The organism is Mesorhizobium salmacidum (SeqCode) (assembly GCF_037179605.1).
GTDB classification, from domain to species: Bacteria; Pseudomonadota; Alphaproteobacteria; order Rhizobiales; family Rhizobiaceae; genus Mesorhizobium; species Mesorhizobium salmacidum.
The window spans coordinates 152,453-167,719 of record NZ_JAPYKS010000004.1; the positions used below are offsets into that span (position 1 = coordinate 152,453).

The 15,267-nt window shown below is 63.9% G+C and carries 18 protein-coding genes; 6 read left to right on the forward strand and 12 right to left on the reverse strand.

Annotated elements, in window-relative coordinates:
* Positions 1-108 precede the first annotated feature (108 nt).
* Entirely contained in the window at positions 109-858 is a 750-nt protein-coding gene (locus O7A60_RS07090) for a YebC/PmpR family DNA-binding transcriptional regulator (protein WP_027141768.1), read from the forward strand.
* A gap of 17 nt (positions 859-875) precedes the next feature.
* Entirely contained in the window at positions 876-1,172 is a 297-nt protein-coding gene (locus O7A60_RS07095) for an Rdx family protein (protein ID WP_337105663.1), read from the forward strand.
* Here the strand turns inward: O7A60_RS07095 and O7A60_RS07100 are convergent.
* Positions 1,145-1,342 (reverse strand): hypothetical protein, encoded by a 198-nt coding sequence (locus tag O7A60_RS07100; protein WP_337105664.1) that lies wholly within the window; start codon positions 1,340-1,342, stop codon positions 1,145-1,147. The genes O7A60_RS07095 and O7A60_RS07100 overlap by 28 nt on opposite strands.
* Before the next feature lie 41 nt (positions 1,343-1,383).
* Positions 1,384-1,863, reverse strand: a complete 480-nt coding sequence (locus tag O7A60_RS07105) for an anthrone oxygenase family protein (RefSeq protein WP_337105665.1) — start codon at positions 1,861-1,863, stop codon at positions 1,384-1,386.
* 144 nt (positions 1,864-2,007) lie between these two features.
* On the opposite strand from O7A60_RS07105, the gene O7A60_RS07110 reads away from it, so the two are divergent.
* The gene (locus O7A60_RS07110; RefSeq protein ID WP_140508923.1) at positions 2,008-2,637 is read left to right on the forward strand and encodes a TetR/AcrR family transcriptional regulator; all 630 of its coding nucleotides are present in this window, start codon (positions 2,008-2,010) and stop codon (positions 2,635-2,637) included.
* A gap of 84 nt (positions 2,638-2,721) precedes the next feature.
* Here the strand turns inward: O7A60_RS07110 and rpmE are convergent, their stop codons facing one another.
* Positions 2,722-2,943 carry a 50S ribosomal protein L31 gene (rpmE, locus tag O7A60_RS07115; RefSeq protein WP_010912060.1) on the reverse strand — a complete coding sequence of 74 codons (222 nt, stop codon included), beginning with the start codon at positions 2,941-2,943 and terminating at the stop codon, positions 2,722-2,724.
* Between the two features lie 205 nt (positions 2,944-3,148).
* Between rpmE and O7A60_RS07120 the strand changes: the two genes are divergently transcribed.
* Complete coding sequence (locus O7A60_RS07120) at positions 3,149-4,948, forward strand: ABC transporter transmembrane domain-containing protein (RefSeq protein WP_337105666.1); 1,800 nt, start codon at positions 3,149-3,151, stop codon at positions 4,946-4,948.
* 21 nt (positions 4,949-4,969) lie between these two features.
* On the opposite strand, the gene O7A60_RS07125 is transcribed toward O7A60_RS07120, so the two are convergent.
* On the reverse strand, positions 4,970-6,454 hold the full coding sequence (locus O7A60_RS07125; RefSeq protein WP_337105667.1) for a carboxypeptidase M32: 1,485 nt from the start codon (positions 6,452-6,454) through the stop codon (positions 4,970-4,972).
* 142 nt (positions 6,455-6,596) lie between these two features.
* Here O7A60_RS07125 and O7A60_RS07130 point away from each other — a divergent pair, with 142 nt between their 5' ends.
* Positions 6,597-6,950, forward strand: a complete 354-nt coding sequence (locus tag O7A60_RS07130) for a DUF1304 domain-containing protein (RefSeq protein ID WP_140752573.1) — start codon at positions 6,597-6,599, stop codon at positions 6,948-6,950.
* A gap of 97 nt (positions 6,951-7,047) precedes the next feature.
* Here O7A60_RS07130 and O7A60_RS07135 read toward each other — a convergent pair whose 3' ends face one another.
* The 7 genes from O7A60_RS07135 to O7A60_RS07165 form a co-directional block, all read right to left on the reverse strand.
* Positions 7,048-7,473 carry a hypothetical protein gene (locus tag O7A60_RS07135; protein WP_337105668.1) on the reverse strand — a complete coding sequence of 142 codons (426 nt, stop codon included), beginning with the start codon at positions 7,471-7,473 and terminating at the stop codon, positions 7,048-7,050.
* Positions 7,474-7,724: 251 nt separating this feature from the next.
* Positions 7,725-8,756 (reverse strand): peptidoglycan -binding protein, encoded by a 1,032-nt coding sequence (locus O7A60_RS07140; protein WP_140508938.1) that lies wholly within the window; start codon positions 8,754-8,756, stop codon positions 7,725-7,727.
* A gap of 1 nt (position 8,757) precedes the next feature.
* Positions 8,758-9,783, reverse strand: coding sequence for a MotA/TolQ/ExbB proton channel family protein (locus O7A60_RS07145; RefSeq protein WP_027141776.1), 1,026 nt, complete (start codon positions 9,781-9,783; stop codon positions 8,758-8,760).
* 120 nt (positions 9,784-9,903) lie between these two features.
* Positions 9,904-10,590 carry a PAQR family membrane homeostasis protein TrhA gene (trhA, locus tag O7A60_RS07150; protein ID WP_337105669.1) on the reverse strand — a complete coding sequence of 229 codons (687 nt, stop codon included), beginning with the start codon at positions 10,588-10,590 and terminating at the stop codon, positions 9,904-9,906.
* Positions 10,591-10,672: 82 nt separating this feature from the next.
* Entirely contained in the window at positions 10,673-11,473 is an 801-nt protein-coding gene (locus O7A60_RS07155; RefSeq protein ID WP_337105670.1) for an inositol monophosphatase family protein, read from the reverse strand.
* 86 nt (positions 11,474-11,559) lie between these two features.
* Positions 11,560-12,126: an elongation factor P gene (gene efp / locus O7A60_RS07160; protein WP_027141779.1), complete on the reverse strand. Its 567-nt coding sequence runs from the start codon at positions 12,124-12,126 to the stop codon at positions 11,560-11,562.
* Positions 12,127-12,263: 137 nt separating this feature from the next.
* Entirely contained in the window at positions 12,264-13,133 is an 870-nt protein-coding gene (locus tag O7A60_RS07165; RefSeq protein ID WP_337105671.1) for a LysR family transcriptional regulator, read from the reverse strand.
* A 106-nt stretch (positions 13,134-13,239) separates the two neighbouring features.
* On the opposite strand from O7A60_RS07165, the gene O7A60_RS07170 reads away from it, so the two are divergent.
* Positions 13,240-14,256: a zinc-dependent alcohol dehydrogenase family protein gene (locus tag O7A60_RS07170; RefSeq protein ID WP_337105672.1), complete on the forward strand. Its 1,017-nt coding sequence runs from the start codon at positions 13,240-13,242 to the stop codon at positions 14,254-14,256.
* Between the two features lie 15 nt (positions 14,257-14,271).
* On the opposite strand, the gene O7A60_RS07175 is transcribed toward O7A60_RS07170, so the two are convergent.
* Positions 14,272-15,267, reverse strand: a complete 996-nt coding sequence (locus tag O7A60_RS07175; protein WP_415926806.1) for a tetratricopeptide repeat protein — start codon at positions 15,265-15,267, stop codon at positions 14,272-14,274.

Consider the following 15,267-nt stretch of genomic DNA (forward strand, 5'->3'; position numbering starts at 1 on the left):
GTCCATTGACGCATCAGGACGTTCTGAAATTTTGAATTCGGGCCTTTTGCAAAGGCGAGGTGACGCACCTCGCGGCAAGACGCTCTAGCCGAACACGACAGGGGTGCCATGGCTGGCCATTCACAGTTCAAGAACATCATGCACCGCAAGGGCCGTCAGGACGCGGTGCGGTCGAAAATGTTTTCCAAGCTGGCGCGCGAAATCACCGTTGCCGCCAAGAGCGGGACGCCCGATCCATCGATGAACCCGCGCCTGCGCCTGGCGATCCAGAACGCCAAGGCGGTGTCGATGCCGAAGGACAACATCCAGCGCGCCATCAACAAGGCCTCGATGGGCGATGCCGAAAACTATGAAGCCGTGCGCTACGAAGGTTATGGGCCGGGCGGCGTCGCCGTGATCGTCGAGGCACTGACCGACAACCGCAACCGGTCGGCGTCCAATGTCCGTGCCGCCTTCACCAAGGCCGGCGGCGCGCTCGGCGAAACCGGATCGGTGTCGTTCATGTGGGACCGCGCCGGCGAAATCTACTATCCGGCTTCCGCCGGCAGTGCCGACAAGATCATGGACGCGGCCATCGAAGCCGGTGCCGACGATGTCGAATCGGACGAGGAAGGCCACACGATCTATTGCGCCTTCGAGACTCTTGGCGAGGTGTCCAAGGCGCTTGAAGCCTCGCTCGGCGAGGCCGAATCGGTCAAGGCGATCTGGAAGCCGCAGAACAATGTCCCGGTCGACGAAGAGCGGGCGCAGTCGCTGATGAAGCTAGTTGCGACGCTCGAGGACGATGACGACGTGCAAAGCGTGTACGCCAACTTCGAAGTTGACGACGAAACCTTGGCCAGGCTCAGCGCGGCGTGAGTGAAGCCCGATCCGACATGAGCAAAGCTCGGTTGCCCGCCATCCGCATCACCTACTGCACGCAATGCCTGTGGCTGTTGCGTGCCGGCTGGATGGCGCAGGAGCTGCTCTCCACCTTCGGCACCGATCTCGGTGAGGTGACGCTGGTGCCAAGCACCGGCGGCATCTTCACCATCTCGTGCAACGATGTACTGGTCTGGGACCGCAAGCGCGACGGTGGCTTTCCGGACGCGGCGAAACTCAAGCAGCTGGTCCGCGACGTGATCGATCCGGATCGTGATCTCGGTCACGCCGACCGGAAGGCGAAGAGCTGATATCTTCCCGCGAAAGCGGGACGTTCCCTTGCCGCGCCTCTTTCCGAAACAGCACCGATACCGGCGCCGATCGCTATGCCCATGCCGATGCCGACGGCGGGGTCATCCATCGCCACGCCGAGGGCAGCGCCGAGGCCGACGCCGGCCATGGTCGAATAGGGATCGTTCACGGCTCTTCTCCCGACAATGCTTATGGCCGCCCGCAAACATGTCAACGCGAGGCGAACCAGAAGGATGCCATGGCCATGATGGCGGTGACGGTGCGAACGTGGTTCCACATCACCCAGTCCCGGAGAAAGCTGGTCCATACGGCGGCGCCGTTGCTGCTGGCCGGATCGACGGCGGCCAGCGCATCGTTGAGCGGCACGTTGAAGGCCATGGTCACGATCGGGTTGCCGGCGAGATAGATCAGCGCGCCGGCCAGAAGCCAGAACGAACCCGGCTGGTTCCAGCCGATGATGGCGCCGGCGATGAGCACGATGCAGACCAGCCCGGTGCCGAAGAGTGCCGTCATGAACATCGGCGTGATGACGGTGACGTTGATCGAATTCATGGCGGCGATGCCGCCCGCCGCCGGCAGGCGAGCGAACGCCGGCATGACGAAGTTGGAGAAGGCGAAGAACACGCCGCCGACCACGCCTGCGCCCAGGGCCGCGATGAAGGTGAGGATGGGAAGAAGTTTGACAATCATGTCGGTTGCTCCAAGCGCCGGTTGCGGCGGGTTCCTCTGTTTGCAATGTGAGTGGTCCTCACATTTGCAAAATGTGATAAACCCTCGTATTTTGAGAGTCAAGTCATTCGAGGCGATTGCCGGGCGCGTTTGTTGGAGACAGTCATGGAAGGCACGCCGGCCAACGAGCAGATCGCTTCGCCGCGCCGGGCACCAAGCCAGCAGCGCAGCCGCGAGCGGGTCGAGCGCATGCTGGCCGCCGCCTCGGCGCTGATCGCCGAGCAAGGCAGCGATGCCATGCGTATGGGGGAGGTCGCTGAACGGGCAGGGGTGTCGATCGGATCGCTCTACCAGTTCTTTCCGGACAAGCGGGCGATCGTCTGGGCGCTGGCAGAGCGCTACACGGTGGAGAGCCAGGCCTGCATCTCGGCGGCGCTCAAGGATGTTACGGATGCAGAGGGGCTGGGCCAAGCGTTTTCGGAGCTGGTCGATATCTACTACCGACTGTTCCTCGCTGAACCGGTGATGCGCGACATCTGGTCGGGCACGCAGGCCGACAAGGCGCTGCGCCGGCTCGAGCTCGCCGACAGCCGGGCCAATGCCGAATTCCTCGGTGCGGTGCTGAAGCGGCTACGTCCCGGCGCCGACCCCGTCTCCCTGGAGACCACGGCCTTTCTCGTCTGGCAGATGGGCGAGGCGGCCATGCGGCTGGCGATCTCGGTCGAGCGGCAGGAGGGCGACAGGCTTGTCGCAGCCTATAAGCGCATGGCGCTCAGGGAACTGCTGGCGGAATAGAGAGAGCCGAAAACTCAGCCTTCGGCCAGGCAACAAAAAACCCGCCACGAGGGCGGGCTTTTGATCTGCGAAAAAGCTCTTGCCTTAGAGGCCGAAACCTTCGAAGCGCTTCTTGAACTTCGACAGGCGGCCGCCGCGGTCGAGCAGGGTCTGCTGGCCGCCGGTCCAGGCCGGGTGGGTGGTCGGGTCGATGTCGAGGTTCATCGTATCGCCTTCCTTGCCCCAGGTCGAACGGGTCGTGTATTCGGTGCCGTCGGTCATGACGACCTTGATGGTGTGGTAATCGGGATGAATAGCGCTCTTCATGGCTCGGTTCCTGGCTTGCTGGCGCGGCTGACTGGCATAAGCCTGCGTCGATGCGCCCCTTTTTAAAACTCGAAGCCGCAGCTATTGAGGAGCCACGGCTTCTAAAACGGTCGGCGTGGCTATACATCAGCCGAAATTGAATCACAAGGCCGTGGCTCGCGCATATTGAGGCGCATACAACAAGGCGGCTAGAGGAAACACCGGGATGGCGCAATCCAGCAGCGCAGACGAGCGCCGCCGCTCGCTCAAGCCGCTCAGGCGCCTGTTCCCTTACATCGGCCGCTACCGGAAAATGGTGGCGGGCGCCGTCGTCTCGCTGGCAGTCGCGGCGATGACAACGCTGGCGCTGCCGCTGGCGGTGCGGCGCATGATCGATCATGGCTTCACGCCGGCGGGATCCACCATCATCGCTGAATATTTCGCCGCGCTGGTGGCCATGGCGGCGCTTTTGGCGGCCGCCTCGGCCGGCCGCTACTATTTCGTCATCACGCTCGGCGAGCGCGTCGTCGCCGATATCAGGCGCGACGTTTTCGCTCATGTGACGACGCTGTCGCCGGCCTTCTTCGACACTGCCCAGTCGGGCGAGATCGTGTCGCGGCTCGCCGCCGACACCACGCAGGTCAAGTCGGCGGTAGGCGCCACGGCTTCGGTCGCGCTGCGCAACGTCATCCTTGGGCTCGGCGCCGTGGCGATGATGGTTGTCACCAGCCCAAAACTGTCCAGCCTGGTCATAGCGGCCATTCCAATCATCGTGCTGCCGCTGGTCGCCTTCGGCCGCTCCGTGAGGCGCAAATCCCGGCAGGCACAGGACACGCTCGCCGAGGCGACAGCCTATGCCAGCGAGCAGATCGGCGCGGTGCGCACGCTGCAGGCCTTCACCAATGAGAAACTGGTCACCGGTCGTTTTTCGGGCGCGGTGGAAGCCGCCTTCGAGGCGGCACGTGCCTCGACCTTCGCGCGTTCCTTCCTCACCTTCTTCGCCATCTTCACCATTTTCTCGTCGGTCGTCGCGGTGTTGTGGTTCGGCTCGCGCGACGTGCTCGACGGCAATCTGTCACCCGGCACCCTTGGCCAGTTCCTGCTCTATTCGGTGTTCGCCGCCGGCGCGCTCGGCGCGCTGTCGGAAGTCTGGGGCGAACTCGCGCAAGCAGCGGGTGCGGCCGAACGGCTGACCGAGATCCTGGCCGAGACGCCGGCGATCCAGGCGCCGGCCGAGCCGAAGCCGATGCCGGCAATCGTGAAGGGCGCGATCATCTTCGACGACGTCTCGTTCTCTTATCCGGCGGGGCCCGACCGCGCCGCCGTCCATGGCTTGAGTTTTTCGGTCAAACCCGGCGAGACGGTGGCGATCGTCGGTCCCTCGGGTGCCGGCAAGAGCACCGTCTTTTCGCTGATCCTGCGCTTCTACGATCCCGAAACCGGCAAGATCCTGATCGACGGCATCGACGTGCGTGAGGCTGATCCCATCGCGGTCAGGCAGCGCATCGCCATCGTGCCGCAAGATGTCACCATCTTCGCGGCGAGCGCGCGCGACAATATCGGCTTTGGCCGGCCAGGCGCCAGCGAGGCCGAGATCGAGGCGGCGGCGAAGGATGCGTTGGCCGACGAATTCATCCTCAAGCTTGAGAAAGGTTACGACAGCCAGGTCGGCGAACGCGGCGTGACGCTGTCAGGCGGCCAGCGCCAGCGGGTAGCGATCGCCCGCGCCATCCTGCGCGACGCGCCGATCCTGTTGCTCGACGAGGCGACCTCGGCCCTCGACGCCGAAAGCGAGACGCTGGTGCAGACAGCGCTCGAGCGGCTGATGCAAGGCCGCACCACCATCGTCATCGCCCACCGCCTGGCGACCGTGCTCAAGGCCGACAGGATCCTGGTCATGGATGGCGGCCGCATCGTCGAGGAAGGCACGCATCAGAGCCTGGTCGTCAAGGGCGGCATCTATGCGCGGCTGGCCAAGCTGCAATTCGAGACCGGCGCCAGCGCCTTCAGGGGCGCGGCGGAATAGCGGGGCTCGATATGGCCGGTCTCATCCACCGTAGCGCTGCTTCAGGTGATTGACGAAATAAACGGCGTTGAGTTTTTCGCCGGTGGCGCGTTCGAGCAGGTCCGGCGTCGTCCAGCGCGATCCCTGCGCCCATATCTTCTTGCGGCGCCAGTCGTTGATGGCCGCGAAATTCCCTTTCACCAGGTCGTCGTCGGCTGACGGGTGTTCGCGCACCAGCGCGGCCCATTGCTGCGCCGCCATCATCGCGCCAAGCGTGTAGGAGGGGAAATAGCCGAAGGCGGCACCCGGCCAGTGCACGTCCTGCATCGGCCCATCGGCCGGATTGTCGATGGTGGAGAGGCCGAGATAGTCGCGCATCTTGGCGTCCCAGGCTTCGGGTAGGTCAGCCACCTCCAGCCTGCCCGAGACGAGTTCCTGCTCCAGTTCGTAGCGCAGGATGACATGCAGCGGATAGGTTACTTCGTCGGCATCCACGCGGATCAGGCCGCGCTCGACGCGATGCACATGCGGCAGGAGATCATCGAGCGACCAGGTTTCGCCGAGATGCTTTTCCACCACCGGCAGCGCCCAGTGCCAGAAAGCAGGATTGCGGCCGATCTGCTTTTCGACGAACAGGCTCTGGCTTTCATGCACGGCCATGCCGCGGGCCTTGCCGAGCGGCCAGTGCGACCATGCCTTCGGCAGATTCTGCTCATAGAGCGCATGGCCGGTCTCGTGCAGCACGCCCATCAGCGCCGACAGGAAGTCCGATGTCTTGTAGCGGGTGGTGATGCGCACGTCGCTGGGCACGCCGCCGCAGAACGGATGGTGCGACACCGACAGCGAGCCGTGCGTCAGGTCGAAGCCGACCGCCACCATCATGGCGAGACCGAGTTCGCGTTGCCGGTCGATGGCATAGGTGCCCGAAAGCGGCTTCAGCGGATGCCTGCGCAGCCGCGCTTCCTGGATCGCCAGCGCCTCCGGCACGAAGCCTCTAAGGAAGGCCTTCAGGTCGGCGAAGACGGGAGTGATGTCCGCCGTGCGGTTGCCGGGATCGTATTGTTCCATCAGCGCGTCATAGGGCGCGAGGCCGAGCACGTCGGAGCGCAGGGCCGCCTCTTCGCGCACCAGCGCCACCACGCCCTCGAGCGCCGGCTGGAAGCCAGCCCAGTTGTTCTTGGCGCGCAGGTCGCGCCATAGCTGCTCGCAACGCATGCGCGCCGTTGTCTGGCGTTCGACGAATTCGACCGGCAGGCAGGTCAGGTTGGTGTACTGCCGCCGCAGTTCGGTCAAGGCCGCGCGCTGCTCATCGTCCAATGCCTCGGCTTCGGCGGCCGCGATCCAGTCCGATATTTCCGGCGCGGTCGCCCTGGTGTGATACATGCCGGCCAGTGCCGCCATCGCCTCGGCGCGCTTCTCGCCACCGCCAACGGCCATATGGGTCGCTTCATCGGCGCCGAGGATGGCCAGCGCATGCTCAAGCGCTTCGAGCTTGTGGCCGAGGTCGTCGAGTTTGTGAAAGGACATGGCGGCTTCCGTGATTGAGGACGGCGCGAAAAGACACCAACGCAAAAGCCTTGGCAACCCTCAGATCCCATTCAGCAGATGCAGCTTGCGCAGGCGAGGTCGAGCATGAAATGCTGCCGGCGACGCATGCAGGGGGAGCAGAATGATCGGCAACATCCTGGTTGGGCTGGTGGCCTTGATCCATGTCTACATCGTCTATCTCGAGATGGTTCTTTGGGACACGCCGCGCGGGCACAAGACATTCCGCCTGACGCCGGAATTCGCCAGTGCCTCGAAGGTGCTCGCCGCCAATCAGGGCCTCTACAACGGATTTCTCGCCGCCGGCCTGATCTGGGGGCTTTACCTCGGCGCCGGCGGGTTCCAGGTCAAGGTCTTCTTCCTGTTGTGCGTGGCCATTGCCGGTCTCTATGGCGCGGCAACGGTCGGCCGCAAGATCCTTTACATCCAGACCGTGCCGGCGGCGGCCGCCCTGATCGCGGTCTGGCTCGGTTGGTAGGCAGGATGGGCTGGTAAGGAAAAGGACGCCTGCGGGATTGGGGTCACCGAAGGCGCCAGTTGATCCCTTCCTCCTGGAACTTTCAGTCAGGATCGCCTCAGCCGTTCGGATAGTTTCCGCCGTCAGCGCCATCGCCCATCAGGAAACCGCTGCCGGTGTTGACCATCAGACGCTGGTCGACGGTGTCGAGCTGGCGCAGCAGGTCATGGTATTGCGCGGCCGGTATCCTGCCGTGATCCGACGCGGCTACCTTCTCGGCGGCCCGACCGATACGGGCGGTGCGCATTTCCAGGCGCTCCGCGACGGCCGGGGTGATGTTGTTGGCTCGCCTGGCATCGACGATGCCCTGATGGACACCCCGAACCTGTTCAATGAGCGCCTCGACACGCGGGCCCGTCAAATCGGTCGGATCAGTCGCATCGAGTGCGCCCTTGTGGTGGCCCGCGGCATAGGCGCCGGCAACCCTTGCCGCGATCAGAATCGCGGCAAGGGTTGCAGTCTTGAGAGATGCTGAAGTGCTCATGGGGAGGTTCCTCCTGCCGGGAAGGGAGAGCGGCCGCGCCGCTTCGCCTTCCGACTTGTTTGGGTCGTCCAGTTCCGTCGCGTCGCGATGGGAGGCATCGCCGGCGGTTCTCGGCCCTGCGCAGCAAGCTAGGAGCGCTTCCGCGCGAAGTGTAATTAAAAAAAGATAATCTTTTCAGGCCTTGCCGGCCGCCGCTTGCGCCCTAGAGTTGAGCCGGCGAACAAATTCGCGTGAGTTCGCGTGAGGATGGATCAACGTTCGGTGAGCTTCAGTTCAATGCGGCGGTTTTTGTTACGCGCTTCGTCGGTGTCGGCGGGGTCGAGCGGCTGGAACTCGCCGAAGCCGGCGGCGACGAGCCGGTTGGCCGGCACGCCGTTCTCGATCAGGAACTTGACCACCGAGGTCGAGCGCGCCGTCGACAGCTCCCAATTGTCGCGGTAACGGCCGTTGCCGGACAGCGGTTTGTTGTCGGTGTGACCATCGACGCGCAGCACCCAGTTGATCTCCGGCGGGATCTCTTTCTGCAATTCAATGATGGCATCGGCGAGCTTCTTCATCTCGACCTTGCCGGCGTCGTTGATCACTTCGGAGCCGGTCGGGAACAGCACTTCCGACTGGAACACGAAGCGGTCGCCGACGATGCGGATGTTCTCGCGGTCGGCGAGGATTTCGCGCAGGCGCCCGAAGAAATCGGAGCGGTAGCGGTTCAATTCCTGCACACGCTGCGCCAGCGCCACGTTCAGGCGACGGCCGAGATCGGCGATCTTGGTGTTGGAATCGCGGTCGCGCGTTTCGGAGACGTTGAGGGCATCCTCAAGCGCGCCGATCTGCTTGCGCAAGGCCGCGATCTGCTGGTTGAGGATCTCGACCTGGCTCAGCGCCTGCTGGCTGATCTGGCGCTGGTTGTCGAGTTCACCACCCAGCTGCGCGGCACGCTGGTTGGCGGCGTCGCCGGCGCCGGCACCTTGCGCCAGCAACTGTTCGAGCCGGCTCTTTTCCGCCTGCGCCGCCGACAGGGACGCCTGCAGATTGGCGAGCGAATCCTCCTTGTCCTGCGCCGTCGAGCGCTCCAGCGCCAGAAGCTGGGTCAGTTCGTTGATTTGCGAGTTGAGGCGCGACAGTGCCGTGTCCTTGCCGGAGATTTCACGGCCGAGCAGGAACTGCGCCAACACGAAAACGGTGAGCAGGAACATGATGGCGAGCAGCAGCGTCGACAACGCGTCGACGAAGCCAGGCCAATAGTCGATACGGCGATCGGTACGCCGGCCCCTGGCAAGCGCCATGCTAGTGCACCCCGGGCTTCTTCAGCGCGTCGGCGATCTTTTCCAGCGTGTTGCGCATCGCCTTCTGCTCGTCGGACTGGGCCTCGACCCAATCGCGCATGATCTGCTGCTCGGAACGCATGTTCTTGACCAGGCCGGAAATGCCGTCGGCGAGATTGGCCATGGCGGTGGCGACGCGCGGATTGGAGCCGCCGCCGTTCTCCTGCATGCTGCGCAGCCGTTCCGACAGGACGCGGATCTCGTCGGAAGATTCGGCCTTGGCCGGGTCGGAAACGACGATGTCGGACGACAGATCGGTGACCGAGGACAGCCAGTTCTCGAGCTCGGTGTAGAAGCGCGTCTGGGCGCGGCCGGCCTGCAGGTCGAGGAAGCCGAGCACGAGTGAACCGGAGAGGCCGAACAGCGAGGACGAGAAGGCGGTGCCCATGCCGGCCAGCGGCGCCGACAGGCCCTGCTTCAGCGAATCGAGCACCGCCGCGGCATCACCCGTGCCGGGATCGAGCGATTCGATCGTCTCGCGGATCGAGCCGATCGTATTCAACAGGCCCCAGAAAGTGCCAAGCAGGCCGAGGAACACCAGAAGGCCAACCAGGTAGCGCGAGGTGTCGCGGCTTTCGTCGAGGCGCGTGGCGATGGAATCGAGCATTGTGCGCATCGAGGAGGTCGAAAAGGCCACGGACGACGAGCGACCGATCATCGCCTTCATCGGCGCCAGCAGCACCGGTTCGGTGGTTTCGGAGCCGGCGCGGAAGGAGTTGACCCAGCGCACCTCGCGAAACAGCCGCCCGACCTGCGTGAAGGCCAGCAGGATACCGACGACGAGCACGCCGACGATCAGGCCGTTGAGGCCGGGATTGGTGACGAATGCCGTCGTGACCTGGCGGGTCAGGATGGCGGCGATGAAGGCGACGATGGCCAGGAAGATGACCATGGTTAGCAGAAAGACCTGAGGGCTCGACAATTTGTGCGGATCGTAGATGAGCACGTCGGAGCGCCTGCCCATGCCGAAGGATCTGAGAAAAGCCATCCGTGCCCCGTTTCCGATGCCGCTGCCGCCGATCACGTAATTGGCGACTCTAAACGGAATTGTGACCAAATTGAATGGTGCTTGGCAATATTGCCACAGGTGGCTTTTGGAGCCGGCGCTTCAAAGGCGGTTGATGACCAGGCAATCGACCATGGCCGCCAGATGCAGGCCGGCGCCGGTGACGACGAAGCCGTGCCACAGGGCGTTGTGGAAGCGCAGCGCCTTCCAGGCGAAGAAAATCACGCCGCAGGAATAGACGACGCCGCCGGCGACGATGAGCACGATCGACGTGGTCGGCAGCGTCTCGACAAGCGGTTTGACAAGGACGATGCCGCTCCAGCCGATAGCAAGGTAGAAGACGATCGCCAGCTTGTCGAAGCGGCCGGGGAAAAACACCTTGATGGCAATGCCCGTTGCCGCCGCGACCCAGACCAGAACGATCATCCAGCGCGCCAGCGGCGAGTTTCCCAACTGGGCGAGAAAGGGTGTGTAGGTGGCGGCGATCAACAGATAGATCGCGGCATGATCGAAACGCCGCAAAATCCATTTCGCGGGCGAGGTCACCGGCCACAGATTATAAGTCAGCGACACAGAAAGCACCGTGAGCAGCGAGACGACATAGAAGGCGGCTGCGATGTATTCGCTGGGCCCGACCCGGGAGGCGGCGAGCGCCAGTAGTGCCGAACCGGCCGCTATCGCCAGCACGATCCCAACAGCATGGACGATCCCGTCGGCGATCATCTCGGCGCGCGAATAGTGCCAGCGTCCGATGAACGGGATGTCGATCTGTGGCGGGGTGTCGGTCATCTATCGTCCTGCATCACCCTTAATCTGGGCGACCGACGGACAGTATTTCAAGCTTTGTTTGCGGTTTTACGACTGCGGCGGTTCAGCGCGGCGGGAGCGGCTTTTTCACCGTCTTCAGCAATGCGCGCTGGATGATCTCGTTGCCGGCGACGACCGTGCCGGTGTCCAGCATGTCCTGCCCACCATCCATGTCGGAGGCGAAGCCGCCCGCCTCGCGGATCAAGAGCAGGCCGGCGGCGATGTCCCAGGCCGACAGGCCGACCTCCCAGAACCCGTCCATGCGTCCGGCGGCGACATAGGCAAGATCGAGCGAGGCGGAGCCCATGCGGCGTATGCCCGAGACCTCGGCCATGACGTTGCGCAGTTCGACCAGGAAATTGCCGTGATGGCCGCGGCCGAGATGCGGCACGCCGCAGCCGATCACCGTGTCGACAAGCTTGGTGCGGCCGGCGACGCGCAGGCGGCGATCATTCATGAAGGCGCCGCCGCCGCGCTCGGTGGTATAGAGCTCATCCATGGCCGGATTGTAGATGACGCCGGCAACGATCTGGCCCTGGCGCTCAAGCGCTATGGAGACGGCGAAAAGCGGAATGCCGTGCAGGAAATTGGTGGTGCCGTCGAGCGGATCGACGATCCAGCGGTGCTGGCTGTCATCGCCAATGACCGTGCCGCGCTCTTCCATCAGGAAACCGTAGCCCGGGCGCGCTTTCGACAATTCGGCAAACACGATGTCCTCGGCCTTGCGGTCGGCCTGGCTGACATAGTCGCCAGGGCCCTTCATCGAGACCTGTAGGTTCTGGACCTCGCCGAAGTCGCGCGACAGCGAGCGGCCGGCCTTCATTGCGGCTTGGACCATGACGTTGAGGAGGGCAGAGCGTGCCATAGTGCTTCTTCCTGGTGCGGCGCTTTAAACTCTGTCTCGATACATGCCGGTGACCCAAAACCAGGGCCACCTTTGGGCGACATGCATCAGTCGGCGCGGCGCACGTAAGTGATTTCGTTGGTGTCGACGATGATGCGTTCGCCGGCGCCGATGAAGGGCGGGACCAGGACCCGAATGCCGTTTTCCAGCACAGCCGGCTTGTAGGAGGACGCCGCCGTCTGGCCCTTCACCACGGGATCCGCCTCGGTGATGGTCAACGTCACATAGTCGGGCAGTGAAATGCCGATCGGCCGCTCCTCGTAGAGCTGAACCGTCACCATCATGCCGTCCTGCAGGAACGCGGCGCGGTCGCCGACGAAATCCTTGTTCAGTTCGAGCTGCTCGTAGCTTTGAGTATCCATGAACACCAGCGCGTCTTCCTGCTCGTAGAGGAAGGAAAAATCCTTCAGGTCGAGCCGGATCTGCTCGACCGTCTCGGCCGAACGGAAGCGTTCGTTGAGCTTGGTGCCGTTGATGAGGTTCTTCAGTTCGACCTGGTTATAGGCGCCGCCCTTGCCGGGCTTGACGGTGTTGGTCCTGACCGCCACCCAGAGGCCGCCATCGTGTTCGATGACATAGCCGGGACGGATTTCGTTGCCATTGATCTTGGCCATGATGATGGGATCCGGGATGCTGCCAACGGCCAGACCGTTGGTTGGGATGTTCGCCGTGACAAGCGATTTAGGGCTCCAAGACCACAAATCGCCCGGAGAGGCAAGGGAGGACGGGTCGGCCAGCCGGCAAGCCGGCATCAGGTTTCGATATCGAGGACGTCGCCGACGGTCGTTGCAATGGCCTGCGCGGCCTTCGCCAGGCGGTTGAGGTGAGGAGAGCGTAGTGCCACGACCTGCAATGAAAGGTCCAAATCTCCAGTATCGACAAGCGCGAGGTCGTCGGGAAGTCCGCGCGCGGCGAGCCGCGACGGCATGAGGCCGAGGCCGTGTCCCCGACGTACCCATTCCATCTGCATCGCCGGGTCCTGAATTTCCGCCGCCACAACGAGCCGATGCCGTTCGCCGCCCAAAATGGCGAGGAGTCTCTGACGTGCGTCGCAAGGCTCGGGACTGAGCACCCAAGGCATGGAAGCCCAGGCGGCGTCCGTAAGACGGGATTTGGTAGCGCCGGCCTGCGCTATGACGGCGAGACGTTCGGTGCCGAGCACGTCCGGGCCTTGATGACCGGCGGGTCGTAGAACAATCCCCATGTCGAGTAGGCCGCGCTCGAACTGCTCGATCAGATCCGCGCTCCAACCGGTCTTGAGCCGCAAGGATATTTTTGGAAACGTCGCAGCCGCGCGAGCTATGCCGCCCGCAACGCTCCCGTCGGATAAGCCATGTGCCAAGCCGACACGCAGTACGCCTTGCGGTTCGGTGTCGGCGGCGAAGGCTTTCAGAGCCTCGATTGACGCCAGTATGTCCTTCGCGCGCTCCAACACCTCCAGTCCCGCCGTGGTCAGGCGCGGCGGCTTCTGTCGGCGATCAAGAAGCGTTGTCTCGAGCATATCCTCCAGTCGCTGCACCTGACGGGTGACGGCAGGCTGCGTCAAAGGCAGGCGCCGGGCCACATTCTGAATAGAGCCTTCCTCGGCGAACAGAACGAGCGTGCGCAGTTCCTCCAGCATTCTAGCGGTGCTCCAAATGCATAATCATACTGATTATTATGAATTTGAAATCATAAGCAAGGCAAGCGATTTTCCTTTCCAGGGACCTCCAAACGGAAAGAAGACAATGAAGGCCATCGAATTGCAGCACCCGGGCGGCATCGACAATCTCAGGCTGGTCGAGCGGCCGATGCCGGAACCGGGCCGCCAGGAGATGATCATCAAGGTCAAGGCCACGGCACTGAATTACCGCGATGTGGAAATCGCCCGTGGCAGTTACCACACTGCCTTTGCGCTGCCATTGGTTCCGCTTTCGGACGGCGTCGGCGAAGTGGTTGCCGTTGGCGCCGAAGTGACCCGTTTCAAGGTCGGCGACCGAGTCTGCGCTACATTCTGGCAGCGTTGGATCGGCGGCAGTTTCGCCATGGCCGAACCCTCCTATCAACGGGGCGGTCCCATCGACGGGTTGCTCAGCGAGTTAGCCAGGCTGGATGAACAGGCGGCCGTCCTTGCGCCAGAGCACCTGAGCGACGTCGAGGCCGCGACCCTGCCTTGCGCCGCCGTGACGGCCTGGCATGCGCTGTTCACCGAAGGCCGGTTGAAACCCGGCGAGACGGTGCTGAGCCTGGGCACAGGCGGTGTCTCGCTGTTTGCGGTGCAGTTTGCCGCCGCCGCCGGCGCACGCGTCATCGTCACGTCAAGCAGCGACGACAAGCTCACGCGCGCAAAAGCGCTTGGCGCCCATGATGGCATCAACTACCGCAGCGACCCGGATTGGGCGTCAGCCGTGCTGGCGCTCACCGGTGGGCTGGGCGCCGATCACATCATCGAAGTCGGCGGGCCGCAAAGCTTCGCCCAGTCGCTGAGGGCTTCGGCGCGGGGTGCCCAGATCAACGTAATTGGCTATCTCGGCGGCAGTGAAGGGGCAGTCAACCCGCTCGACATCTTCCGCCGCCAGGTCCGGGCACGCGGGATACCGGTTGGTTCGCGCGAATCCTTCGAGGCGATGAACCGGGCTCTTGCCGTCAACCGGTTGACGCCGGTGATCGACAAGGTCTTGCCGTGGCGTGAGGCAGCCAGCGCCTTCCGCCATCTCGAACACGGCTCGCCCTTCGGCAAAGTCGTCCTGGATCACATGCAATAAGCGTGCGCGCTGTCCTCAGGGCAGGCGGTTCGCCTTCTGCAGGGCCTGCTTGGTCTGGTCGTCGCTCAGCCCTTGCAGGAAATCGTCCATTTCCTGATCGATGAGGCCGGCGCGGCGGGCGACGATGTACCAGGCGCCGGCGAGCACGAGGTCCGGATCGGTGCCGATGCCTTGCATATAGAGTTTTGCCAGGCGGTTCTGGGCCGCGACGTTGCCGCCTTCGGCGGCCTGCTTCGTCCAGCCGAACGCCGATTTCAGGTCGCGCGCGCCGCCGCGGCCCTCGATCATCCAGGCGGCGAGATCGATCTGCGCGGTGTCATAGTTCTGACGGGCGGCCTGCGCCAGCAGCCGCCGTGCCTGTGCGTCGTCGCGCGGCTTGCCGCCGACGCCATTGGCATAGATCTGAGACATGGCGTATTGCGCATCGGCGAGACCGCTCGCCGCAGCGCGCTCATAATAGGAAACCGCCTTGGCCAGGCCGGCGTCGCCGGGATCCTGCTGGACCAGCATCTGCGCGAAATTGAATTGCGCCAGCTGGTTGCCGGCTTCGGCGGCGGCCTGCATCAGGGCGTAGGCCCCCTTCGCATCCTTCTTGACGTAGCGGCCGTCGAGCAGCATCAGCGCGTATTGAAACTGCGATTCCGGCACGCCCTGCTCGGCGGCAAGCGCGTACCATTTCGCGGCCTCGGCCGAGTTCAACGGCACACCCAACCCGCGCGACAGGATCTCGGCCACCAGCGTCTGCGCCGCCGGGTCGCCATTCTGCGCACGGACCAGCGCCAGATTGTAGGCGGTCTTGTAGAGCCCGCGCTGGAAGGCACCATAGGCGGCGTCGGCCGGCTTGGCGCCGAAACGATCGGGATTGACGCTGTCGACCGAGGGCAGCGGTGCGGGCTCCGCCGTGGTGGCAGGCTGGGGCAGCTGGTTTTCGATCGGCTTGTCGGTGTGCACGCCGGTTTCAGGCTTGGGCTGCGGCAAGGGTATGGTTTCGGCGGCGGCGGCCTGGATCAT